Here is a 19970-nt window from a genome sequence, read left to right as displayed (position 1 = left end):
GCTGGCGAATTGAGGCTCAGAAACGTAGGGAGATGTATCTCGACCGCATCCGGGACACTACATCGCGATATGCCGAACGAAATCGCGAACGCCTTGATGCCCTGGCTGAACAAGGTTTGGATGTTTTCGTTGCCGATGATTACCGCGATTGTCGCCGGGCGCTTGCACGGGTCGAACAGTTGTTAAGCAGAGACGCGGAACAAGCGCGGGATGAAAACATCCGCTTGTCTGGCATGATGCGTGGGTTGAACGGCCGCGCCCGTGAGAACCGTCGCTCCGCTCAGGCCGCTGAGAGAGAAGCGGCAGCCGCAGCCGCCGAGGCCGAGCGAGAAATCGCCCGCGAGCGCCTAGCCGGCGAGCGCGATGCGCGGAACGCAAGAAACGCACAGGAACTGGCTGCACAGGAAAATTTGCTCGATATGCTCCGCAAAGCCCGTGCGTCCTTGCCGAGCGCAATCGAGCGAGACCTCTGCCAGCAAGATTTGATGGCGCTTCGCCGCGAGATTGAGAGCGAGCCAATCGAGCTTGCGGTTTATGAGCGTCGGCGTTCAGAGCTGGCAAGTCGCCTTGATACGGTAATGGCGGGCGCCCGAGAGAAGGCCGAAACTCTCAAACACGCCAAGCAACGCGAAGACGACCGGCGCGAGAAGGAAGCCCTGCTGGAAGACGCGCTGGCGGTCTATGCGCAGTTGGGCGACGATCTGGCCCAAGCAGCGATCAGCGGCTTGCGACCGACCCTGACCGATGAGGGGCTTACGCTGCAAGACTTGGATGAAAGGCTTTCTGCGATCCGCCAGGCCGCCGATGAGCGCGCCCTGCAGGAGGCTGCGCGACGGCACGTGGTTTCTGGTCTTCTGCGCGAACTGCGCAACGCGGGGTTTGTCGTTTCCGACCCGAAGCTCGAAGCGGGCGAGGCCGCCGCCGTGGTCATCAAAGCACAGCGTCCATCTGGCGCGCAGGCGGCTTTCCGCGTCAATCTGGATGGGATGACTTACAAATTCGATCACTATCAAGGGCAGGCTTGCCTCGATGACGCTGACAAGGTCTTGCCTCGGCTGCAGGATATCTACGGGATCGAACTCGAAGAAGAGAAGGTTTCGTGGCGCAATCCGGACATGATCGGAAAATCGGCCAAGCAGTTGCCGGACGGTTCGGAGGAGCGCAGGAAATGAAGTCGGTTCATCGTCCTGTATGGTTGCGTAGCTTGGAAACGCATGCTGGCCTGGTGTCTTGCCTTGTCGTTCACGGCGAGGTTCACGATCTGCGCCGCAATCCTTGGACGACAGAGTATCAGCGCGTACCCGAAATGGTCGCCGCGGCACTTCGCGAGGGCGCCTTCAAGTCCGTGATCGAATGGGATCCCGTAACGGGAGTCCACGGCCGCGATGCGGCGAAATGGGAGACCTTGGCCAGCTCGGCAGGGCCGGCCGAGGCTCGAGGTGCGGATTATGCTGTTGCCCCGGATGCGCGTTTTGACAGTGCGGAACCTTCGCCGGTTACTGTGGAAGATTTCGTCGCCATCGTGCTCAGGGTACTGTCCAACAAGACCGCGCAGCCGACGGCCTTTGTCGCCAATCTGGCGAACTTTGCGTTCTCGTTCGGCCAGAATCCCTCACAGAGTGAACGAGACCTGCTTGCGCGACTTGCCAAGGCCATTGTCGGCGCGGCGCACCCAGAGGAGGTAGGGCCAAAGAACCTGTTGGTTCTCATCACACCCACTGCCCATGCGCTTCCCTTGTCGATGCTGCCGGGCCCGGCGCATCTACGCGAGGTTGTCGTGCCGCTGCCGGATCGGCAGGAGCGAGCTACGATATTAGGAGACCGGCTTCATCAATGGCGGCTGAAGAACCGACCTAAGGCCGGTCAGGCGGGATATGAGGACCTGATTGATGCGCTCGACGGGATGTCGTGCCAGGATATCCTGAATATCGAAGGATTGTCTGTCCGATGCTCTGAAACCGAAGAGTTGACGGCCGACAGTCTGTTGAGCCTCTATCGTCATGGTATTCAGACCAGCGCGTGGGAGGCACTCAGCCGCGATAAACTTCTCTCGATGCCGACCATGTTGGAAGAGCGCGTCAAGGGCCAAACTCACGCAATCGAGAAAGTCACCGCTGTCACCATTCGAGCCTTTACCGGCCTTTCAGGCTTACAGCATTCTAGGCGGCAACGAATGCCGAAAGGTTCGCTGTTCTTTGTCGGTCCCACCGGAGTCGGTAAGACGGAACTGGCAAAATCTCTCGCGGAGTTCCTCTTTGGGGATGAAGAGGCGTTCATTCGCTTCGACATGTCAGAATTCAACCATGAACACAGCGACCAACGCCTCATTGGCGCGCCGCCGGGATACGTCGGCTATGAGGAGGGTGGGCAGTTGACGAATGCCATCCGAAAGCGTCCTTTTTGCGTCCTTCTCTTCGACGAGATTGAAAAGGCCCATGTACGAATTCTCGACAAGTTTCTTCAAATTCTGGAAGATGGCCGCCTTACGGACGGACGCGGTCAAACCGTGAGCTTCTCGGAAGCAATTATAATATTCACGTCAAACATTGGTGCTGCCGAGATCGCTCCGACATTGACCGACGAAGAGACGAGAAAGGCTTTTAACAGTAGCGTGCGGGATTATTTCGTGAGGGAAATGGGGCGACCTGAACTCTTGAACCGAATTGGCGACAATATCGTCGCGTTCAACTTTGTTCGTGACAGGGGCTTTCTGGCTGAAATCATGCGGAGCAAACTTGGCTCGCTTCGCGCGCAGCTCCAGGATAAATATGGTATTCGGGCCGTCCGAATCGCTGAGGAACGTGTATTTCTTGAGAAGGTTGCAGGCGAAATCGACCCTAGCATGGGCGGACGCGGTGCCATCACCGCATTGACGAAATGGGTGATCGACCCGATTTCTAGGTTTCTTTTCAACGAGGTGCCGGATAGAGCCATGTGTATTGGCCAAACGCTTGTTATCGAGTTGACTAATGAAGGTTTGCCTCGTGTGACACTTGAGGCGTCATGACCCGGTATTTGAACATTGCTTCCCGTATACCCTGCACGGCCGTCGAAGGGCCTGGGCTACGCTATGCGCTTTGGGTTCAGGGTTGCGACATCGATTGTCCCGGTTGCTGCAATCAGGATTTACTGCCCTTCGTGCGCAGGCAGACCATTCTTTCATCGCAAATCGTGGACGAGATAGAGGAGGCCCGTGACTACTACGGCATTGAAGGGGTTACTTTCCTTGGCGGTGAGCCGTCCTATCAAGCGCAAGGGCTGGCCGAGGTTGCCAGCTCCTGCCAGAGACTTGGATTGTCCGTAATGGTATTCACCGGCTTCAGGCTGGAACAACTTCGTCGGCGCAATCTGCCGGGAGTTGAAGCGTTGCTTGAACACTCGGATATCGTGGTCGACGGCCCCTTCGTTGCGGCACAGCCGGATCAGAGGCGGAATTGGGTAGGTTCCTTGAACCAGAGGTTCCACTACATGACTTCAAGATACAGGCGGTCGATTGAGACGTCATCTTTTGATCGCCCGGCTGTCGAAGTGCGTGTGGGGTTAGACGATCAATTGCTAATGAATGGTTTTCCTATGATCCATTCTGCGGAGCCTCCCTCCAAGCCGAGTTGAGCCGGAGAAGGTTGGACGTCAGGCCCATCCCCTCCGCCACTTGCCCTCGCCAAAAGGTACTCCCCAACTGGCTGGGGCCCGATTTTTCCGTTGTTTTCGAGGGTTATGCAGGAGGGGCTGAGCACTGGCTCGGGCACCAGGTGGGCCGGAAGCGGTCTCTCAGAGGCGATATTCTCCGGACCTCATGACTGCGCCCGTTTGGTGAATTTCTTATAAGACCTTGTAAGATAGCAAGAAAATCCAGAGTCAGAAATTGCTTGGATTGGAGTCGCGTTTGCGTCTGCCGCGACCGGGTTCGGAAGTTCTCAGGCCATGGCCCTTTCCAACCTCTGCTTCCGACGCTCCCAATCGGGCATCACCTTGTAGAGTAGCTCGAAGAAGGCAGCACCGTGATGAGGCTCCGCCACATGGCAGAGCTCGTGGGTGATCACGTAGTCGATGGCGTCGACCGGCGCCTGCACGAGGCGGCGGTTCAGCAGCAGGCGTCCGGCAGGCGACATGGACCCCCATCGCTGCCGGGTCTGGCGTACGATGAGACCTTTCGGCCTGAATGCCTCCGGATCCGGGAAGTGGCCGAGACAGAGCTCGATCCGCTCCGGAAACTTGATGTGTGCCCGGTCCCGGTACCATGCCTCGACCAGTTCGCGCGTCACCTCCGGCCTGGTCGGCCGGTGTGTCTGCACAACGATGAAGCCGCGGATCTGTCAATCGGCACGCAACTTTGACCCCCTTTCGGCGCCCAATAATGACCCCGCTTGGTCAGCACGGGTAGCTGGCCCGATGCGGTGTAGCCTCCATACAGCGCAACCGGATCGGGCCAGCGGCGTCTCGGTCATTCCCGCGTCTTGAAGCGCCAGCTCTCGTTGCCGGTCTCGACGATGTCACAGTGATGGGTCAGTCGGTCGAGGAGCGCCGTTGTCATCTTCGCGTCTCCGAAGACGGTCGGCCATTCGCCGAAGTCGAGGTTCGTCGTCACGATGATCGAGGTGCGTTCGTAAAGGCGACTGATGAGGTGGAACAGGAGCTGGCCACCCGTCTGGGCGAACGGCAGATATCCCAACTCGTCGAGGATCAGGAAGTCGAGGCGGCACAGGAGATCCGCAGTGCGTCCCTGTCGGTCGGCGCGGGCTTCGGCGTCCAGCTTGTTCACCAGGTCCACGACGTTGAAGAAGCGGCCGCGCTTGCCACGGCGGATGCAGGCCCGGGCGATGCTGACGGCAAGGTGGGATTTGCCGGTCCCGGTGCCGCCGATGAGGACGACGTTACGCTGATGCTCGAGGAACTCTCCGGAGGCCAGATCGCGCACCAGCGTTTCGTTTACGGGCGTGTCTTCGAAGCTGAACTCGTCGACTTCCTTGGCCAAGGGCAGCTTGGCGATGGTCATCTGGTATTTGATCGAGCGAGCTTGTTTCTCGCTGATCTCGGCGTTCAGCAGGTCGCCCACGATTTGCTGCGGTTCGTGCTGTCGCTTCACCGCCGTGGCGATGATCTCATCGTAGGCGGCCTTCATGCCGTAGAGCTTCAACTGGCCCATCGCGTCCAGCACCTGTGATCTTTCCATGGCGGGGTCTCCTGAGGCTGTCGTAGCGTTTGCAGTCGGCCACGGGCTCGCAGGTCAGGCGCAACGCGTCCGGCGTGGCGATGGTCAACGGAGGTGGTGGCTCGCGATGTCGGGCCAGGATGTTCAGAACGACCGATGCCGCCGGGGCGCCTTCGGTCAGGGCCTCGACGCAGGCAGCCTCGACGGCTTCCAGTCCATCCGTTGGGATCATGCTCAGGATCTGGACCATCTGACGGTCACCGTTCGGCACGCGCCCCAGCTTACGCTGGACGCGTCGTATCGCCGGCGGCAGTTCCCATTCCTTGAAGGGAGCGCCGTTTCGAAGGGCGCCGGGCTTGCGGGCCAGCACCGGGATGTAGTGCAGCGGGTCATAGATGGCCTTGTCGCGCCCGAAGGCGCGGTCGTGCCGGCCGACGATCTTGCCGTCCTGCCAGACCTCGACCCGCTCGGCATAGGCGCGGATCTCGACCGGACGGCCGACGGCGCGACCATCGACCGAGTAGCGGTTCTTGTCGAACCTAACGAGGCAGGTCTTGGACACCGAGGCCGGCACGGCATGGAATCCGTCGAAAGGGCCGACGTAGGGCACCAGGCTCGCCCGCTCATCCTGGAACACGTCCCAGATTGTCCGATCACGCAATTCCTGGTGCGGATGGGCCTTGGCCCAGGCAATACAGCGATCCTGAAGCCAGGCGTTGAGTTCCGCGTAGCTCTTGAAGCGCGGCCGCGGCACGAAGAACCGCCGCCGGACAACGCCAACCTGGTTCTCTACTTGTCCCTTCTCCCAGCCGGACGCGGGGGTGCAGGCGACGGGATCGACAAGGTAGTGTCCGCACATCTGCTGGAACCGGCGATTATACGCGCGGTCGCGGCCGACGAAGATCGTGTCCACCGCCGTCTTCATGTTGTCGTAGATCCCACGCGCACAGGCGCCGCCGAAGAAGGCAAAGGCCTTGTCATGGGCATCGAACACCATTTCCTGCGTCTCTCGCGGGTAGGCCCGGACGAACAGCATCCGGCTATGACAAAGCCGGACGTGAGCCACCTTCACCGTGGTGGTCACGCCGTCGATCAGAACGACCTCGTGACTCCAGTCGAACTGGTAGGCTTCACCCGGATCGAAGCTCAGTGGCACATAGGCGGCGGCTGACGCTTCCTGCTCCGCCTGCGACCACGAAGCCGCATAGCGTCGGACCGCGTCGTAGCCGCCGTCATATCCGAGGGCCCTGAGCTCTTCGAAAATCCGGATGCGGGTCAGCCGCTCGCGCTTCGGCTTGCGCGCATTCGCCGCCAGCATCTCGTCGAGCTTGCCTTTCCAGGGACCGATCTTCGGCTGCGGTTGGACGGTTCGCTCGTAAGTCATCTCCGTTGCGCCGGACCGGATCACCTTCCGAACCGTGTTCCGCGATACCCGCAGCTCTCGGCAGATATGCTTGATCGACTTCTTGTCCTGGAAATACGCCCGGCGGATCTTCGCAATCGTCTCCACAACCAGCATCCCACACTGTGCCCCCCGATAGCCTCGGAGGCATCATGACCATCAGCGTAAGGGGGGTCATTTTTGGAAGCCGATTACCCCGTTACGGGGTCAATTTTGCACGCCGGTTCACACATGAACAATCCGCTTTGCGGATTCGGTTGCGGTGCTGATGTTGTCCAGATCAACAAAGTTCGAACGGACCCGCGTCACGTTGTGATCGGACGTTCCGTTTCCGTCCAGTTCGTTAGCGAAGAAAAAGACTGAATATCCTGCTACGTTCCAGAAACTGATAGTCGCCCAATCCGAATCGTTTGGATTCTGAAATGTGTGCGTGTTTGCACCCTGAACAGGCGCTGATTTCTGCCAAATCAATCTCACTGTTACGGGTGCATTCGGCCCGAGCAACGCAACAAGGAATTGCTTTGCTAAATCAATGTTCGGCACATCACTTGCGAAGGTGACAGGTCGTTCGCTCGCGGAAACCGCGCTCGTTACATAGGTATTCATTTGGGAAATTCCCGTTTCAAGAGTTTTGGTTTAATGATCCGTCAAGATCATGCCGGCTTTAATTCCGGTGCGGCTCGGGCGGCAAATCTCATGCGAGACAGTGACGTTCCACCCGAGCCAAACCAAAACGCCAAGCGGGCACCCTCGATATTGCCTCAAGGATGGGGAATTTGCAACCGGCTCTATTGGAATATGTGGCCCGGGCGGCAAATGCCTTGCGGCATAAGTGACGTTCCGCACCGGGCCTAACCAAAACCCCAAATGGGATGCCCTGAAAATGCGTCAAACTGTGACAGTTGTCAACGGGTCTTGCACGTTTTTGCACGAAAAAGCCGGGGCGATTCGCACCGCCCCGGCTCATGATGAAGAATTCGAGACCCTTCCGACCCCCTAGCCGAAAGGATATGGGTAAGCTAACCCGCAATGCCCGGCGGATCAAGCGGATAATCCCGCCCGTCCACTTCCTTGCCGTCTAACATGACGTCTATGTAATAGCGAAGATTCAATTGGAATCTTACAGTGTTGTTCTCGTCGTAAAGCGTGAGAACATCGCCTTTGATTTCGCCCTTTGCTTCAAATTTAATCATAGCACAATTCCTTAATCATGATCGGTTCTCGATTTGTGATGCAGAAGTTCGGCCCGTTGAAAATCCAGTTCGGATCGCTCAAATGCGGATCGGCTGCGCATCCTGCAAGCACTAGAAACAGAACGGCGGGTAGTTTGGCGGGTTGTTTCATGGTTTCAATCCAAATGATGTTGGATCAATAGGATAGAGCGGTGCCCTCGTCCGCTATGCAGCGGATCGCGTTGCTTCCCACTGTTCGATTTCGGACAATTTCCAGCGAGTGCAGCCGGGTGATAGTTTGATCGGGTGGGGAAATCCGTTGCGTTTCACCCATTTCCAGATCACTTCGCGCGATTTCAAGCCGTATCGCTGTGCAATTTGCACGTCAGATAGATAAATCTCGTTCATTTTGCCATGCTCCTGTCGGGGTCATGGCTAACCATTAATCGCAGTTTTACACGGATTGCATCAAGAACCAGCGGACAGAAACCCCCGGCCTATTCTGTCCGGGTGCGCAGAAACTCTGCGAAATCCTGCGTTTCTGCGCGTAGGGCGGATGGAAAAATCTGTGGGTTTCGGTTGCCTTCGCGATACCATTGCCCGCAACGGTGCCACCATTCGCCGGGGTCATAGCCTTCGCCGCCTGCGCGCCGTATCGCGCGCTCTATCGCTTCCTTGCCGCTCGCGCTGGTTCTGTTCAGTGCCTTGCACACTCGTTGGATCGCATCAGGATGTTCCATCCCCTCGGCATGTCGGAACGGCTCTGTTGCACAAATCCCGTCAGGGATTCAGATCGTGAATCCAGGGTGGTAGCTGTGATGTATGAGCAGACCCACACCGCCAACCTACAGGACCAGAAACTGGCCAGCCTACAATGAAGCGCTCAAGCGCCGGGGCTCGCTGACGATCTGGTTCGACCCCGAGATGAGCTGGGATGCCGTGCCGACGGGGAGGCGTGGCCGCCAGCAGACCTACAGCGATACTGCCATTCAGAGCTGCCTGACGATGAAGGTGCTATTCGGCATGGCGCTCCGGCAGACGACCGGGTTCGTCGAGAGCCTGCTGCGTCTGGTTGGCCTCGACTGGACGGTGCCTGACTTCAGCACACTGTCCCGCCGCCAGAAGACCTTGGCTGTGAACATCCCGTATCGCGGCTCCAAAGGGCCGCTGCACCTGCTGATCGACAGCACAGGAATCAAGGTCGAGGGCGAAGGCGAGTGGCACGCTCGCAAGCATGGTGGCCCCAAACGGCGGGTCTGGCGCAAGATCCACCTTGGGATCGACGAGGAAACGCTAGAGATCCGGGCTGTCGAGATCACCGGGAGCAACGTCGGCGATGCGCCGATCCTACCTGACCTTCTCGACCAGATCCCGGAGGACCAGGAAATCGGTAGCGTCACGGCAGATGGCGCCTACGACACGCGCAAGTGCCACGATGCGATTGCAGATCGCGGAGCCCATGCCGTCATCCCACCGCGCAGGAACGCGAAGACCTGGAAGACCATCACCGCTGGAGCCGTCGCGCGCAACGAGGCCCTCCGGGCGTCCAGGTATCTCGGCCGCACCCTGTGGCGACGATGGAGTGGATACCACCGCCGGAGCCGCATCGAGACGAAGATGCATTGTGTCAAACTGCTGGGCCAGCGGCTCATGGCAAGGGACTTCGACCGTCAGGTCGCCGAGTTCCAGATCCGCATCGCCGTCCTGAACGGCTACACCGCGCTCGGCATCCCGGTCACGGAAGCTGTAGGATAAGTCTGTCCGGGGAGGGGGTAACCGCGCCCATCACCTGAGTTATGCAACAGAGCCTGTCGGAACCACCAGTATAGCAGCGGCTCTTGCGCCTCCTTGGGCCGTCCAGATTTTCCCGGCAGGCGTTCCCGCGCCAGCCATTCGCGCTCGAACATGGTCAGGGTTATGGCCGGATCGCACAACCGGGCGCGCAGCAGCGCCCAATTTCCGGCCTGTGCGTTCGAGACGGCACTTAGGCCCGCATCGTGGTTCGGGTCGTCGCTGATCATTCCGCCGCCTGCGCGACCTGCGTGCCTGTCAGATAGTCGGCCCATGCCTGCATGAGCGGGCGGCGGGGGTCCAGCGCATCCCCGCGCTTATATGCCTGTTCAACGGAATCGCCCGCGACATGCGCAAGCGCGGCTTCGGCCAGTTCGCCCGGAAATGCTGCCCGGTCCTGAACCCACGTCCTGAATGTGGCGCGCAGGCCGTGCGGCGTGGCTATCTTGCCGTTGTGCTTGTCCAGCCAACCGGCGCGGCCTGCTTTCACTTGTGCGGCGTGGCGGTCCTTCATGGTCTTGCTTAGGGCCATGTCACCAAGCTGCCCGCCGCGCGGTGCCACGAAAATCAGTTCGGTTCCCTGATGCCGGGGCAGGGCGCGCAGCAGCGCCACCGCCTGCGCAGACAACGGGACGCGATGCGGCTGGCCCATCTTCATTCGTTCGGCTGGCACAGTCCAAACCGGCGCGGGACCGTTCAGCCCCTTGATTTCGGACCACCGCGCGCCGCGAACCTCTTGCGACCGGCAGGCCGTGAAGGCGACGAATTCCAGCGCGCGGGCGCTGATGCTCGGGCGGCTGCGCAGATCGGCAAACCATTCCTGTGCGTGTTCGACCTGCAAGGCGGGATGATGCTTCTTCTGCTGGGCAATGGCTTTCTGCTTCATGCCGCGCCGCACGGTGAACGCTCCAAGGTGTTTGAGATCGGACCATTGCGCAGGATTGGCGCGGTCCCTGTTCTCCTTGCCGTCTGCCCATCGGATAACAGCCTCAATCCGTGACCGGACGCGCCGCGCCGTTTCACGTTTGGTTTTCCAGATTGGTTCGAGAATGCGCGCAATGTCGTGTTTCGTCAGATCGGCAACCGGCTTTTCGCCAATACCGTCCTTGCCGATACCTTCGGGGTTTTTGCGGTTCCGTGGTGCCGCCCGTCCCGGTTCTTTTTCGCCTGCCGCATAGACCAGCAGAGTCGATTCCCATTGCGCCTTGTGCTTCGCGTTCGTCAGTTCGTCCAGTTGCCCGGATGCCGCGCTACAGAACGCCCGGACGGCTTCACGGAACGTCATCAGCTTCGCGGCTTCAACCGTCGCGGCGACTTCGGCGCGCTTGGCTACTTTCGCCTCTTGCCGTTCGGCCCACCAGTCACGGCCAGCACGCCCGGCCCGGTCGATTTCGTTGTGCGTGGCAAGTCCGCGTTCGCGCGCATCGGCAAGGCTGATCGCGGGACAAGCCCCAAGGCCGATTTCCCGCCGCTTGCCGCCCAACGTGACGCGCAGAATCCAGGACTTCGCGCCCGATGGGCTGATTTGCAGATACAGCCCCTTGCAGCCACCTGCCGAAATCTGCACCGGCCCCTTGCGGCCATCGTGCTTCGCCCGCTTCACGCCCAAGGCGTCCAGATCACCCTTTGCCATCGGCCAACCCCTCAACCCGCCAATCAACCCGCCGTTTTTTTAGCCGTTACCTACCACGCATGACAACGGGCATTAACGCAGTATCGACTTATATTGTTGATTTTTAATGTTAATTTTAACGGATGATCACGAAAGGCAACGCTAGGGTGGCGGAAGCGGTGGGATTCGAACCCACGGTGGAGTCTCCCCCACGCTGGTTTTCAAGACCAGAGCCTTAAACCACTCGGCCACGCTTCCAAGCCGGGCCGGGATAGGCCGGCGCGCCATGCGAGGCAAGGGGAATCTAGCCGCGCCGCGCTGCCGGCGCGGCAGCCCCCGGCAGCCGCAATCCCGCGCGCAAGCCCCCCAGCGCCGCGCGGTCCAGCGTCAGCGCGCCGCCATGCAGCGCCGCCAGGTCGGCGACGATGGCAAGGCCCAGGCCGGTGCCCGGCGGGCCGGCCTCGTCCAGCCGGGCGCCGCGGGTCAGCGCCAGGGCATGATCCTGATCCGACATGCCGGGGCCGTCGTCCTCGATCAGGATGTGCAGCTGGTCGCCTTGGGTCCGCGCGGTGATGCGGATCGCCGAGGAAGCCCATTTCACCGCGTTCTCGACCAGGTTGCCGATCATCTCCTCGAGATCCTGCCGCTCGCCGGCAAAGGCGGGATCGGCTTCGGCACGGACCTCGACGCGCAGGCCGGTCTCGCGGATCGGGCCGCCCAGCACCAGCAGGATGTCCTGGATCACCGGCGCGACCGGCGTGCGCTGGCCCAGAAGCCGCGGCGCGGCCGAGCTGCGCGCGCGCCGCAGGTGCCAGCCGATCTGGCGGTCCATGCGCGCGATCAGCGCGTGGCCGGGATGGTCTGGGGGCAGCGCATTGTCCAGCGCCGCCAGCGGCGTCTTCAGCGAATGCGCCAGGTTGCCGACATGCTCGCGCGCGCGGGCCAGCACGGCGCGGTTCTGTTCCAGCAGCGCGTTGATCTCGGCCGCGACCGGGCGCAGTTCGGCCACGGCGGGCAGGGGCAGCGCCTCGGCCTGGCCGGCGCGGATGCGGCGCAGGTCGCGGCCGAGCCGGTCCAGGCTGCGCAGCCCCGCCGCGACCTGCAGCAGGCTGGCCGCTGCCAGGGCCAGGCCCAGCACGGTGAGCGAGATGGCCAGCGGCCGGCGCAGCCGCGCCATGGCGGCGTCGATCTCGGCCCGCGGCGCGGTCACGGTGACGGCCAGGGCCGAGGCGGAACCGGGCAGGGTGAAGACATGGCGCGCGACCCGCAGCGGTTCGTTCGCCGGGCCAAGGCCGGGGCCGCCCTGGAAATCCGCCTCGGGCGGGTTCAGCACGTTGTCGAAGAGCGAGGGCGATTTCGCCATCACCTGGCCATCCTGCGTCAATTGCCAGAACCAGCCCGACAGCGGCATCTGGAAACGCGGATCGGTCGGGGCGGGGCCGGCAACCAGCCGGCCCTCGGCGTCGATCCCGGCGCCGGCGATCAGGGCGTCGGCCACCGCCCCGGTCTCGGCGTCGAAGCGGCCGGTGATGAAATCCTCGAGGATGGCGGCGATGGCGAGGTAGCCTGCGACCAGCGCCACCCCGGTCAGCAGCGCCGCCAGCCCGATCAGCCGGGCGCGGATCGAATCGCGCGGCAGGATCAAGCGGCGGTCCTCAGCACATAGCCCTCGCCGCGCCGGGTCTCGATCAGGCCCTCGCCGACCTTCTTGCGCAGCCGGCCGATCACCACCTCGATGGACTTGAAGTCGCGGTCGGCGGCGGAATCATAGAGGTGGTCGGACAGTTCGCTGCGGCTGACCACGCGGTTCTGGTGATGGATCAGATAGGCGAGGATGCGGGTTTCGAACGCCGTCAGCTTCAGCGCCAGCCCGTTGCGGGTGATGACGCCCAGCTGGGTGTCGAGCCGCAATGGCCCGGCCTTGATCACCGCCTGGGCATGGCCGGCGGCGCGGCGCACCAGGGTCTGGGCGCGGATCACCACCTCTTCCAGGCGGAAAGGCTTAACGGCATAGTCGTCGGCCCCGGCGCGAAAGCCGGCCACCTTGTCGGTCCAGTCGCCGCGCGCGGTCAGGATCAGCACCGGCATGGTCGCGCCGCCCTCGCGCCAGCGGGTCAGCACCTCGATCCCCGGCATGCCGGGCAGGCCCAGGTCCAGGATCGCGAGGTCGTAGGTCTCGGTCGAGCCCAGGAACTCGCCCTGGGTGCCGTCGGCGGCGATGTCGCAGGTGAAGCCGCCGTCGCGCAGGGCGGCGGCCAGCTGCGCGGACAGGGTCGGGTCGTCCTCGACGATCAGGCATTTCATGGCTTCGGCCCCTTTCGGCGGGCATCGGTCAGGCCCGCGCCCGCGACCTCCAGGAAATCGCCGCTATGCGCGTCCAGCCGGATCAGCAGCACGTCGCGCCTGGGCGTCAGCAGGCGCAGCTCATGCACCAGGATCACGCCCTGCGCCCGCTCGTCGGGGGTGGGCGGCACGATGCGCGCCGCGATCAGCCGGCCGCGGAACCGTTCCGCCACGATCTCGGCGGCGCGGTTGAGCGGCAGGATGCGGGAATCGTGGCGCTGGAGGCTTTCGAACTCGGGCGCCCAATCCTCGGGCCAGGGCGGGCCGCGGTCGTGGCCGCGATCCTCGGCCAGCGCGTTCAGCCCCAGCGCCAGCGCGACGGGAAGCGACAGGGATATGATGCGCATGCGGTTCATCGGCCCTATGTAATGGGCGAAATCCAAATGAAAGCCAAACGGGTCGTTGGTCTTTGGTTGGCGCGACAGGGGCTATCACCCGATTCGTCCGGGGCCGCTGAGGATGCCCCGATAAGGAAGGAACCAGAGATGAGCAGAAAACTCTCGACCTCGATCGCGCTTTCGGCCCTGCTGGCGGCGTTCTCGGCCCCCGTGCTGGCGCAAGAGACGCCCGCCGCGCCCCCGCCCGCGGCCGAGGCCCAGGCCCAGGCGCCGGTCGCGCTGCCGCAGGTGTTGCAGGATGCCGGACTGACCGACGTGACCAGCAAGCGCGGCCCGCGTGGCGCCACCCGGCTGGAGGGCAAGCTGCCCGACGGCACGCAGATCGACGCCATGCTGGACGACAAGGGCCAGCTGCGCGGGCTGCGCGCCAAGGGCGACGGTGTGTTGCCGCAGGCGCTGGTCGACCAGCTGGTGCCGCAGCCCGTGCGCGACAGCGCGGTCTTCGGCGAGCTGGGCGGATTGAAGGCGGTGTTTTCCGGCGAGCGCGGCGTGATGCTGGCCGGGCAGGGCGACGGGAAGCAGGGCGTGCGCGCCGCCTTTACCCAGGACGGCACGCTGATGCGCTTTGGCCGCGGCGATGCCGAGCGTGGCGGCGATCGTGGCAAGGGCTGGCAGGGCAAACACGACCACGACCGCCGGGACATGCGTCGCGGCCATCACCGCGGCGACGGCCCGCGGGGCTGGGACCATGGGCCGCGCGGGGATCGCGGGGGCGAGCGCGGCTGGGACCGCGGGCCGGGCCGCGACATGCCGCCGCCGGCCCCCGCCGGAGAGGCGCCGGCCCCTGCCGGCGAGGCGCCCGCGCCGCAGCGCCAGGGTGCGCTGTCGCCGGACCAGCTTGACCGGGGCGAGGTGCGCATGGCGCTGACCTCGGCCGGCTACAGCCGCATCGGCGAGATCATGCAGGACGGGACGCGCGTCCTGGCGCAGGCGGTGAACCCCGAGGGCGAGCCGGTCGCGGTCGAGCTGAGCCCCAAGGGGCAGGTCACGCGGGAAATCAACCGCTGAGGCAGGCGGCAGGCACATCGGGCCGCGCGGGCTTTCGGGCCGGCGCGGCCCTTTGGCGCGGCAATTCCGATCAACCTCTCGGCAAGACCCTGCCTTTCGGCGCGAAAAGGCTTGCCTGATGCGCGCGGCAATGCGAAATCCCCCCGGAATTTCCGGGCTTTCCTGCCCGAAACATGGGGTCGGTCGATGCGTCGTCGTGAATTTGTCCTTTCTGCCGGTGCGGCCGTGTCGGCCGTCAGCGCGCTGTCAGCCTCGCTGGGGGCGGCCCTGGCGCAGGAAAGCCCCGAGGCCCAGCCGGAAGCCGCCGCCGAACCGGCCGAGGAGGCCGCGCCCAGGCCCTTCGGCTTCGAGGATGTCGCCGCGATGGCCAGGGATCTGGCCGCCAATCCCTATGAATACCGCGATGCCGAGCTGGTCGGCAGCTTCGGCAACCTGACCTATGACCAGTATCGCGGCATCCGGTTCCGCCGCGACCGCGACCCCTGGGCCGGCAGCCGCGATTTCGCGCTGGACCTGCTGCCGCCGGGCGCGATCTTCCACGAGCCGGTGGACATCGCCCTGGTCGACGAGGGGGTGGTGATTCCGGTCCGGTTCGATCCGCACATGTTCGACTTCGACCCGGTGCAGTTCCCCGACGGCGTCGATTACGAGACGCTGGGCAACATGGGCTGGTCGGGGTTCCGCCTGCGCGCGCCGCTGAACCGTCCCGACGTGATGGACGAGATCGCGGTCTTCCAGGGCGCCAGCTATTTCCGCGCCGTGGCGCGCGGCACGCTTTACGGCCTTTCGGCGCGCGGCCTGGCCATCGGCACCGGCAGCGCCGAGGGCGAGGAGTTCCCGCTGTTCCGCGGCTTCTGGATCCACAAGCCCGGATCGCAGGACCGTTCCGTGCTGGTCCATGCGCTGCTCGACAGCCGCTCGGTCTCGGGCGCGTTCGAGTTCCGCATCACGCCGGGCGCCGAGACGGTCTTCGACACCCGCGTCTCGCTGTTTCCGCGCCAGGACATGCGCAACGCAGGCATCGCGCCCCTGACCTCGATGTATTGGTTCGGGCCGACCGACCGCTCGCGCGTGGACGACTATCGCCCTGCGGTGCATGACAGCGACGGGTTGCAGATGCTGACCGGCAGCGAACAGCGGCTGTGGCGGGTGCTGTCGGGGCACAGCACCTTGCAGGTCTCGGCCTTCATGGACAACGATCCGCTGGGATTCGGCCTGGCGCAGCGCGCGCGCGACTTCGAATCCTACAAGGATGCCGAGGCGCGCTATGAAAAGCGCCCCTCGGCCTGGATCGCGCCGCAGGACGAATGGGGCAAGGGCACGGTCACGCTGATCGAGATCCCGGTCGAGAACGAGTTCAACGACAATATCGTCTCGTTCTGGCAGCCGGCCGACACATTGGCCAAGGGCAATCGTTACGACTTCAACTACATTCTGACATTTGCCGCCGAAATCCCTGACAGCGCACCGATTTCTCGCGTTCTAGAGACCATGTCGGGCCAGGCGATCAACAATCCCAACGGCCGCACCTATATCGTCGATTTCGACCTGGGGCTGTTCGGCTCGGACGATCCGGTGCCGCAGCTGCGCGCCTCGGCCGGGCGGATCGGGCACAGCTACCTGCTGCGCCTGCCCGAGCAGGGCCGGATGCGGCTGGCCTTCGAATACCTGCCCGAAGGCGCCAAGCTGGCCGATCTCTCGGCGGTGCTGAACGGTCCGAACGGTCCGCTCAGCGAGACCTGGATCGCCCGCTGGACGCGCGAGTGACCGACATGGGCGCGACCCACAGCCAGCCGGGCGGGCATCCGGCCAGCCAGAACCGTCCCCTGCCTCTGTCCGCGGAAGAGGGCTGGGAGGCGCTGGACCTGCCGCAATCCGAAGGCCCGGCGACGCCGCCCGAAGCGCCGCTGGACATGCCCGAGCAGGATTTCCGTGCCCGCCCGCCCCTGGGGCCGGACAGCCGCTGGCCGGGCCTGGGCACGATCGCGGCGCGGCTGACCGCCTTTGGCGGCGCCGCCGCGATCGCCTGGCTGGGCTGGCGGCAGATGATGCTGACCTTCGGCACGAACATGACCTGGCTGCAATCGGTGCTGCTGGTGCTGTTCGCGCTGACCTTCACCTGGGTCGGGTTTTCCTTTACCTCCATGGTCTCGGGGATCTTCGCGCGGCGGCTGCGCAACCCGGAGGGGCCGAACCAGGCGCGCCTTGCCGTGGTCATGCCGGTCTATCACGAGAACGCGGCGGCGACGGCGGGCCTTCTGGCGGCGCTGGCGCGCGACCTCTACCGCGAGGGCCTGGGCGAGCGGGCCGAGATCTTCGTGCTGTCGGACAGCTACGAGCCGCAGGCCGTATTCGAGGAGATGGCGGCGATCAGCCGGCTGCGCGACATCTCGCCGGTGCCGGTCTGGTATCGGCGCCGCAGCTTCAACAAGGGGCGCAAGGCGGGCAATGTCGGCGATTTCGTGCGCCGCTGGGGCGGGCGCTATGACCAGATGGTGGTGCTGGACGCCGACAGCGTGGTCGGTGCGGCGACGATCAAGGCGCTGTCGGCGCGGATGAACGCCGATCCGGCCGTCGGGCTGATCCAGACCATGCCGATGCTGGTCGGCGGCCAGACCATCTTCGCCCGGCTGACGCAATTCGCCGGCCGCATCTATGGCCCGGCCGTCGCCCGCGGCGTCGCCGCCTGGTCGGGAGACAGCGGCAATTTCTGGGGTCATAACGCCATCATCCGCGTCGGCGCCTTCGCGCAATGCTGCGGGTTGCCCGAACTGCCGGGCAGGCCGCCCTTTGGCGGCACCATCCTGAGCCACGATTTCGTCGAGGCCGCGCTTCTGCGCCGCGCCGGCTGGAAGGTGCGGCTGGACCACGACCTGCGCCAGAGCTTCGAGGGCTGCCCGCCCACGCTGCTGGACATGGCCGTGCGCGAGCGCCGCTGGGCGCAGGGCAACCTGCAGCATGCGCGGCTGATCTTTTCGCGCGGCTTCGCCTGGATCAGCCGGGCGCATTTCGTCATCGGCATCCTGGGCTTCCTGATGTCGCCGATCTGGCTGATGCTGATCCTGGTCGGGCTGGCGCTGTCGGCCAATGTGCTGCTGTCGCGGCCGGATTATTTCCCGCAGACCTACCAGCTGTTCCCGACCTGGCCGACCTTCGACCCGGTGCGGATGCTGTGGCTGTTCATCGCCGCCATGTCCTTCCTGCTGGTGCCCAAGTTCATCGCCATCTTCCGCGCCTGGCTGCGGCCGCTGGCCAAGGATTCGGGCGGCAACGTGCGGCTTCTGGCCTCGGCCATGTTCGAAATCGTGCTTTCCGCGCTGATTGCGCCGGTGCAGATGCTGATCCAGACCCGGCAGATCATCGAGATCCTGCGCGGCCGCGATTCCGGCTGGGAGGCGCAGGTCCGCGCCGGCCAGATGCCGCCCTGGCACGTCGTGCTGCGCCGCCATGCGCTGCATGTCGTCCTGGGGGTCGCGACGCTGGTGGTGCTGGCCTTCCTGTCGCCCTGGCAGCTGGTCTGGCTGTCGCCGATCCTGGCCGGGCTGATCCTGTCGCCCCTGACCTCGCGCTGGTCGGCCAGCCCGGTCTTTGGCCGCTGGGCGCGCCGCCAGGGCCTGCTGGTCACCCCCGAAGAGCGCCAGCCCCCCGAGGTGCTGACCGCCGCCAACGTCCTGGACTTCCGCATCGCCGGCGGCCTGCCGCGCGGGGGGCTGGAGGCGCTGGGGCGCGATGGGGCGCTGCGCGCGCGCATCCTGGCGCTGCTGCCCGCCGCGCCGCGCGGCCCGGTCGAAGAGCGGCTCGACGCCATCTCGGCCGAGGCCAAGATCGGCCATGCCGCCTCGCAGGCGCAGGCGCTGCGCTTCCTGGGCCCGGCCGAGCAACTGGCGCTGATCGAGAACCGCGCGCTGATCGAAGCCTTCGCGAAGTTGCCGCAATGAAACGCATCGCCGCTTTGGACATGCTGCGCGGCTATGCGCTGGTCTGCATCATGCTGGACCACATGCCGATCGGGGTGCTGCGCAACCTGACGCTGACCAATTTCGCTGTCTTCGACGCGGCCGAGCTGTTCGTGCTGCTGTCGGGCTTCCTGGTCGGCATGGTCTGGGTCAAGGTCGAGGCGCGCGAGGGCCGCCGCGCCGCGCAGATCCGCTTCCTGCGCCGCGCGGCGCAGGTCTGGCTGGCGCTGATCGCCGGCGCCATCCTGCTGGCGCTGTTCTCGGCGCTGCTGTTCCAGCTGCACATGAACCATACCGCGGTCTGGTTCCAATATGCGCGCTGGATCATCGAACATCCCATCGGCTATGTCGCCACCGTGGCGCTGATGTGGATGCAACCGAACCTGCTCGACGTGCTGGCGCTTTACGTGCTGCTGATCGCCACCGTGCCGGTGACGGTGCCCTTCCTGTTGCGCTGGCCCTGGCTAGCCATGGCGGTTTCGGTGCTGGTCTGGGTCTTTGCCCAGCCGCTGAACGCGCTGATCCCCAACCAGCGACCGGGGCCGGGGCTGCTGTTCAACCCCTTCGGCTGGCAGCTCCTGTTCTTTGCCGGCGTCGCCATGGGTGCCTTCCGCGAGCGGATCATGCCGGTCCTGCGGCGCTATTCGGCGCTGCTGACCTGGATCTCGGTGGGGGTGCTGCTCTTCGGCCTGACCATCGTGATCGCCTGGAAGATCGGCGCGCCCGCCAAGCCCGTCAGCCGGTTCCTGCGCCAGATCACCGGCGGCATCGACAAATGGTCGTTGGATTTCATGCGCTTCACCGCTATTCTTGCAGCAAGCTGGATGGTGGCGGTGCCCCTGGCGCGGCCCTTTGCCTGGATGGCCGCCACCGTGCCGGGCGAGGCGCTGGCCGAGATCGGCCGCGGCGGGCTGTTTTCCTTCATCGTCTGCGTGATGCTGTCGATCTGGGGCGATGCGCTGGACATGACCGTGCCGCCCGGCGCGGCGAATATCTGGACCCGGCTGGCCATCGACATCTGGCTGGTGGTGGCCTTCTGGGCCATCTCGGCGGCCTGGATGCGGCGGGAAACCTGGCTGCCGCCGTTGCGGACACGCCTCGGGCTGGGCTAGGGCGTGCGGGGGCTTGCCTTGGCG

At 64.2% G+C, this 19970-nt stretch carries 19 protein-coding genes and 1 tRNA gene; 8 read left to right on the top strand and 12 right to left on the bottom strand.

Annotation, left to right across the window (positions count from 1 at the left end; all coding sequences use genetic code 11):
• The first annotated feature begins 32 nt into the window (after nucleotides 1-32).
• Genes E3U26_RS03200 through E3U26_RS03190 form a run of 3 tightly spaced genes read left to right on the top strand, consistent with a single transcriptional unit; the run spans nucleotide 33 to nucleotide 3612 of the window.
• The gene (locus E3U26_RS03200) at nucleotides 33-1172 is read left to right on the top strand and encodes a coiled-coil domain-containing protein (protein ID WP_499105430.1); all 1140 of its coding nucleotides are present in this window, start codon (nucleotides 33-35) and stop codon (nucleotides 1170-1172) included.
• The gene (locus E3U26_RS03195; protein WP_499105429.1) at nucleotides 1169-3007 is read left to right on the top strand and encodes an ATP-dependent Clp protease ATP-binding subunit; all 1839 of its coding nucleotides are present in this window, start codon (nucleotides 1169-1171) and stop codon (nucleotides 3005-3007) included. The genes E3U26_RS03200 and E3U26_RS03195 overlap by 4 nt, the downstream gene beginning before the upstream one ends.
• Complete coding sequence (locus tag E3U26_RS03190; protein ID WP_230377212.1) at nucleotides 3004-3612, top strand: 4Fe-4S single cluster domain-containing protein; 609 nt, start codon at nucleotides 3004-3006, stop codon at nucleotides 3610-3612. The genes E3U26_RS03195 and E3U26_RS03190 overlap by 4 nt, the downstream gene beginning before the upstream one ends.
• Nucleotides 3613-3917: 305 nt before the next feature.
• Here E3U26_RS03190 and E3U26_RS03185 read toward each other — a convergent pair whose 3' ends face one another.
• From E3U26_RS03185 to E3U26_RS03160, 6 genes are all read right to left on the bottom strand, one after another.
• On the bottom strand, nucleotides 3918-4265 hold the full coding sequence (locus E3U26_RS03185; protein ID WP_499105428.1) for a M48 family metallopeptidase: 348 nt from the start codon (nucleotides 4263-4265) through the stop codon (nucleotides 3918-3920).
• Between the two features lie 179 nt (nucleotides 4266-4444).
• Nucleotides 4445-5173: an IS21-like element ISPkr1 family helper ATPase IstB gene (istB, locus tag E3U26_RS03180; RefSeq protein ID WP_024843951.1), complete on the bottom strand. Its 729-nt coding sequence runs from the start codon at nucleotides 5171-5173 to the stop codon at nucleotides 4445-4447.
• Nucleotides 5103-6671, bottom strand: coding sequence for an IS21 family transposase (istA, locus tag E3U26_RS03175; RefSeq protein WP_028717560.1), 1569 nt, complete (start codon nucleotides 6669-6671; stop codon nucleotides 5103-5105). Before istA ends, istB begins: the two co-directional genes overlap by 71 nt.
• A gap of 108 nt (nucleotides 6672-6779) precedes the next feature.
• Nucleotides 6780-7160: a hypothetical protein gene (locus E3U26_RS03170; protein WP_499105427.1), complete on the bottom strand. Its 381-nt coding sequence runs from the start codon at nucleotides 7158-7160 to the stop codon at nucleotides 6780-6782.
• Between the two features lie 413 nt (nucleotides 7161-7573).
• Entirely contained in the window at nucleotides 7574-7747 is a 174-nt protein-coding gene (locus E3U26_RS03165; protein ID WP_499105426.1) for a hypothetical protein, read from the bottom strand.
• Between the two features lie 204 nt (nucleotides 7748-7951).
• Complete coding sequence (locus E3U26_RS03160) at nucleotides 7952-8134, bottom strand: helix-turn-helix transcriptional regulator (RefSeq protein ID WP_499105425.1); 183 nt, start codon at nucleotides 8132-8134, stop codon at nucleotides 7952-7954.
• A gap of 414 nt (nucleotides 8135-8548) precedes the next feature.
• Between E3U26_RS03160 and E3U26_RS03155 the strand changes: the two genes are divergently transcribed.
• The gene (locus E3U26_RS03155; protein ID WP_179921185.1) at nucleotides 8549-9481 is read left to right on the top strand and encodes an IS5 family transposase; all 933 of its coding nucleotides are present in this window, start codon (nucleotides 8549-8551) and stop codon (nucleotides 9479-9481) included.
• On the opposite strand, the gene E3U26_RS03150 is transcribed toward E3U26_RS03155, so the two are convergent.
• From E3U26_RS03150 to E3U26_RS03125, 6 genes are all read right to left on the bottom strand, one after another.
• Entirely contained in the window at nucleotides 9439-9747 is a 309-nt protein-coding gene (locus E3U26_RS03150; RefSeq protein ID WP_499105424.1) for a hypothetical protein, read from the bottom strand. The two genes, E3U26_RS03155 and E3U26_RS03150, sit on opposite strands and share 43 nt — an antisense overlap.
• Entirely contained in the window at nucleotides 9744-11150 is a 1407-nt protein-coding gene (locus tag E3U26_RS03145; RefSeq protein WP_499105423.1) for a tyrosine-type recombinase/integrase, read from the bottom strand. The genes E3U26_RS03150 and E3U26_RS03145 overlap by 4 nt, the downstream gene beginning before the upstream one ends.
• 147 nt (nucleotides 11151-11297) lie before the next feature.
• A tRNA-Ser gene (locus E3U26_RS03140) sits at nucleotides 11298-11387 on the bottom strand.
• Between the two features lie 46 nt (nucleotides 11388-11433).
• Nucleotides 11434-12774, bottom strand: a complete 1341-nt coding sequence (locus E3U26_RS03135; RefSeq protein WP_499105422.1) for a sensor histidine kinase — start codon at nucleotides 12772-12774, stop codon at nucleotides 11434-11436.
• Complete coding sequence (locus E3U26_RS03130; protein ID WP_036751072.1) at nucleotides 12771-13433, bottom strand: response regulator transcription factor; 663 nt, start codon at nucleotides 13431-13433, stop codon at nucleotides 12771-12773. Before E3U26_RS03130 ends, E3U26_RS03135 begins: the two co-directional genes overlap by 4 nt.
• Nucleotides 13430-13819: a hypothetical protein gene (locus E3U26_RS03125; RefSeq protein WP_240540205.1), complete on the bottom strand. Its 390-nt coding sequence runs from the start codon at nucleotides 13817-13819 to the stop codon at nucleotides 13430-13432. The genes E3U26_RS03130 and E3U26_RS03125 overlap by 4 nt, the downstream gene beginning before the upstream one ends.
• Nucleotides 13820-13957: 138 nt before the next feature.
• On the opposite strand from E3U26_RS03125, the gene E3U26_RS03120 reads away from it, so the two are divergent.
• From E3U26_RS03120 to E3U26_RS03105, 4 genes are all read left to right on the top strand, one after another.
• On the top strand, nucleotides 13958-14878 hold the full coding sequence (locus tag E3U26_RS03120) for a hypothetical protein (protein ID WP_499105421.1): 921 nt from the start codon (nucleotides 13958-13960) through the stop codon (nucleotides 14876-14878).
• Between the two features lie 186 nt (nucleotides 14879-15064).
• Nucleotides 15065-16645 carry an OpgD/OpgG family glucan biosynthesis protein gene (locus tag E3U26_RS03115; protein WP_499105420.1) on the top strand — a complete coding sequence of 527 codons (1581 nt, stop codon included), beginning with the start codon at nucleotides 15065-15067 and terminating at the stop codon, nucleotides 16643-16645.
• Between the two features lie 5 nt (nucleotides 16646-16650).
• Nucleotides 16651-18816, top strand: a complete 2166-nt coding sequence (mdoH, locus tag E3U26_RS03110; RefSeq protein ID WP_243784498.1) for a glucans biosynthesis glucosyltransferase MdoH — start codon at nucleotides 16651-16653, stop codon at nucleotides 18814-18816.
• Nucleotides 18813-19946 (top strand): OpgC domain-containing protein, encoded by a 1134-nt coding sequence (locus E3U26_RS03105; RefSeq protein WP_499105419.1) that lies wholly within the window; start codon nucleotides 18813-18815, stop codon nucleotides 19944-19946. The genes mdoH and E3U26_RS03105 overlap by 4 nt, the downstream gene beginning before the upstream one ends.
• The last annotated feature ends 24 nt before the right edge of the window (nucleotides 19947-19970 follow it).

This window comes from Paracoccus ferrooxidans (assembly GCF_029909815.1).
Taxonomy (GTDB): Bacteria; Pseudomonadota; Alphaproteobacteria; order Rhodobacterales; family Rhodobacteraceae; genus Paracoccus; species Paracoccus versutus.
Note: the sequence above shows the minus strand (reverse complement) of the source record. Positions and strands in the feature narration are given on the sequence as shown.

Excerpts from the sequence above, each read along its gene's own strand:
- E3U26_RS03200 (WP_499105430.1), top strand. The coding sequence starts at position 33 with ATGTATCTCGACCGCATCCGGGACACTACATCGCGATATGCCGAACGA.
- E3U26_RS03195 (WP_499105429.1), top strand. The coding sequence starts at position 1,169 with ATGAAGTCGGTTCATCGTCCTGTATGGTTGCGTAGCTTGGAAACGCAT.
- E3U26_RS03190 (WP_230377212.1), top strand. The coding sequence starts at position 3,004 with ATGACCCGGTATTTGAACATTGCTTCCCGTATACCCTGCACGGCCGTC.
- istB (WP_024843951.1), bottom strand. The coding sequence starts at position 5,173 with ATGGAAAGATCACAGGTGCTGGACGCGATGGGCCAGTTGAAGCTCTAC.
- istA (WP_028717560.1), bottom strand. The coding sequence starts at position 6,671 with ATGCTGGTTGTGGAGACGATTGCGAAGATCCGCCGGGCGTATTTCCAG.
- E3U26_RS03170 (WP_499105427.1), bottom strand. The coding sequence starts at position 7,160 with ATGAATACCTATGTAACGAGCGCGGTTTCCGCGAGCGAACGACCTGTC.
- E3U26_RS03165 (WP_499105426.1), bottom strand. The coding sequence starts at position 7,747 with ATGATTAAATTTGAAGCAAAGGGCGAAATCAAAGGCGATGTTCTCACG.
- E3U26_RS03160 (WP_499105425.1), bottom strand. The coding sequence starts at position 8,134 with ATGAACGAGATTTATCTATCTGACGTGCAAATTGCACAGCGATACGGC.
- E3U26_RS03155 (WP_179921185.1), top strand. The coding sequence starts at position 8,549 with ATGAGCAGACCCACACCGCCAACCTACAGGACCAGAAACTGGCCAGCC.
- E3U26_RS03150 (WP_499105424.1), bottom strand. The coding sequence starts at position 9,747 with ATGATCAGCGACGACCCGAACCACGATGCGGGCCTAAGTGCCGTCTCG.
- E3U26_RS03145 (WP_499105423.1), bottom strand. The coding sequence starts at position 11,150 with ATGGCAAAGGGTGATCTGGACGCCTTGGGCGTGAAGCGGGCGAAGCAC.
- E3U26_RS03130 (WP_036751072.1), bottom strand. The coding sequence starts at position 13,433 with ATGAAATGCCTGATCGTCGAGGACGACCCGACCCTGTCCGCGCAGCTG.
- E3U26_RS03125 (WP_240540205.1), bottom strand. The coding sequence starts at position 13,819 with ATGCGCATCATATCCCTGTCGCTTCCCGTCGCGCTGGCGCTGGGGCTG.
- E3U26_RS03120 (WP_499105421.1), top strand. The coding sequence starts at position 13,958 with ATGAGCAGAAAACTCTCGACCTCGATCGCGCTTTCGGCCCTGCTGGCG.
- E3U26_RS03115 (WP_499105420.1), top strand. The coding sequence starts at position 15,065 with ATGCGTCGTCGTGAATTTGTCCTTTCTGCCGGTGCGGCCGTGTCGGCC.
- mdoH (WP_243784498.1), top strand. The coding sequence starts at position 16,651 with ATGGGCGCGACCCACAGCCAGCCGGGCGGGCATCCGGCCAGCCAGAAC.
- E3U26_RS03105 (WP_499105419.1), top strand. The coding sequence starts at position 18,813 with ATGAAACGCATCGCCGCTTTGGACATGCTGCGCGGCTATGCGCTGGTC.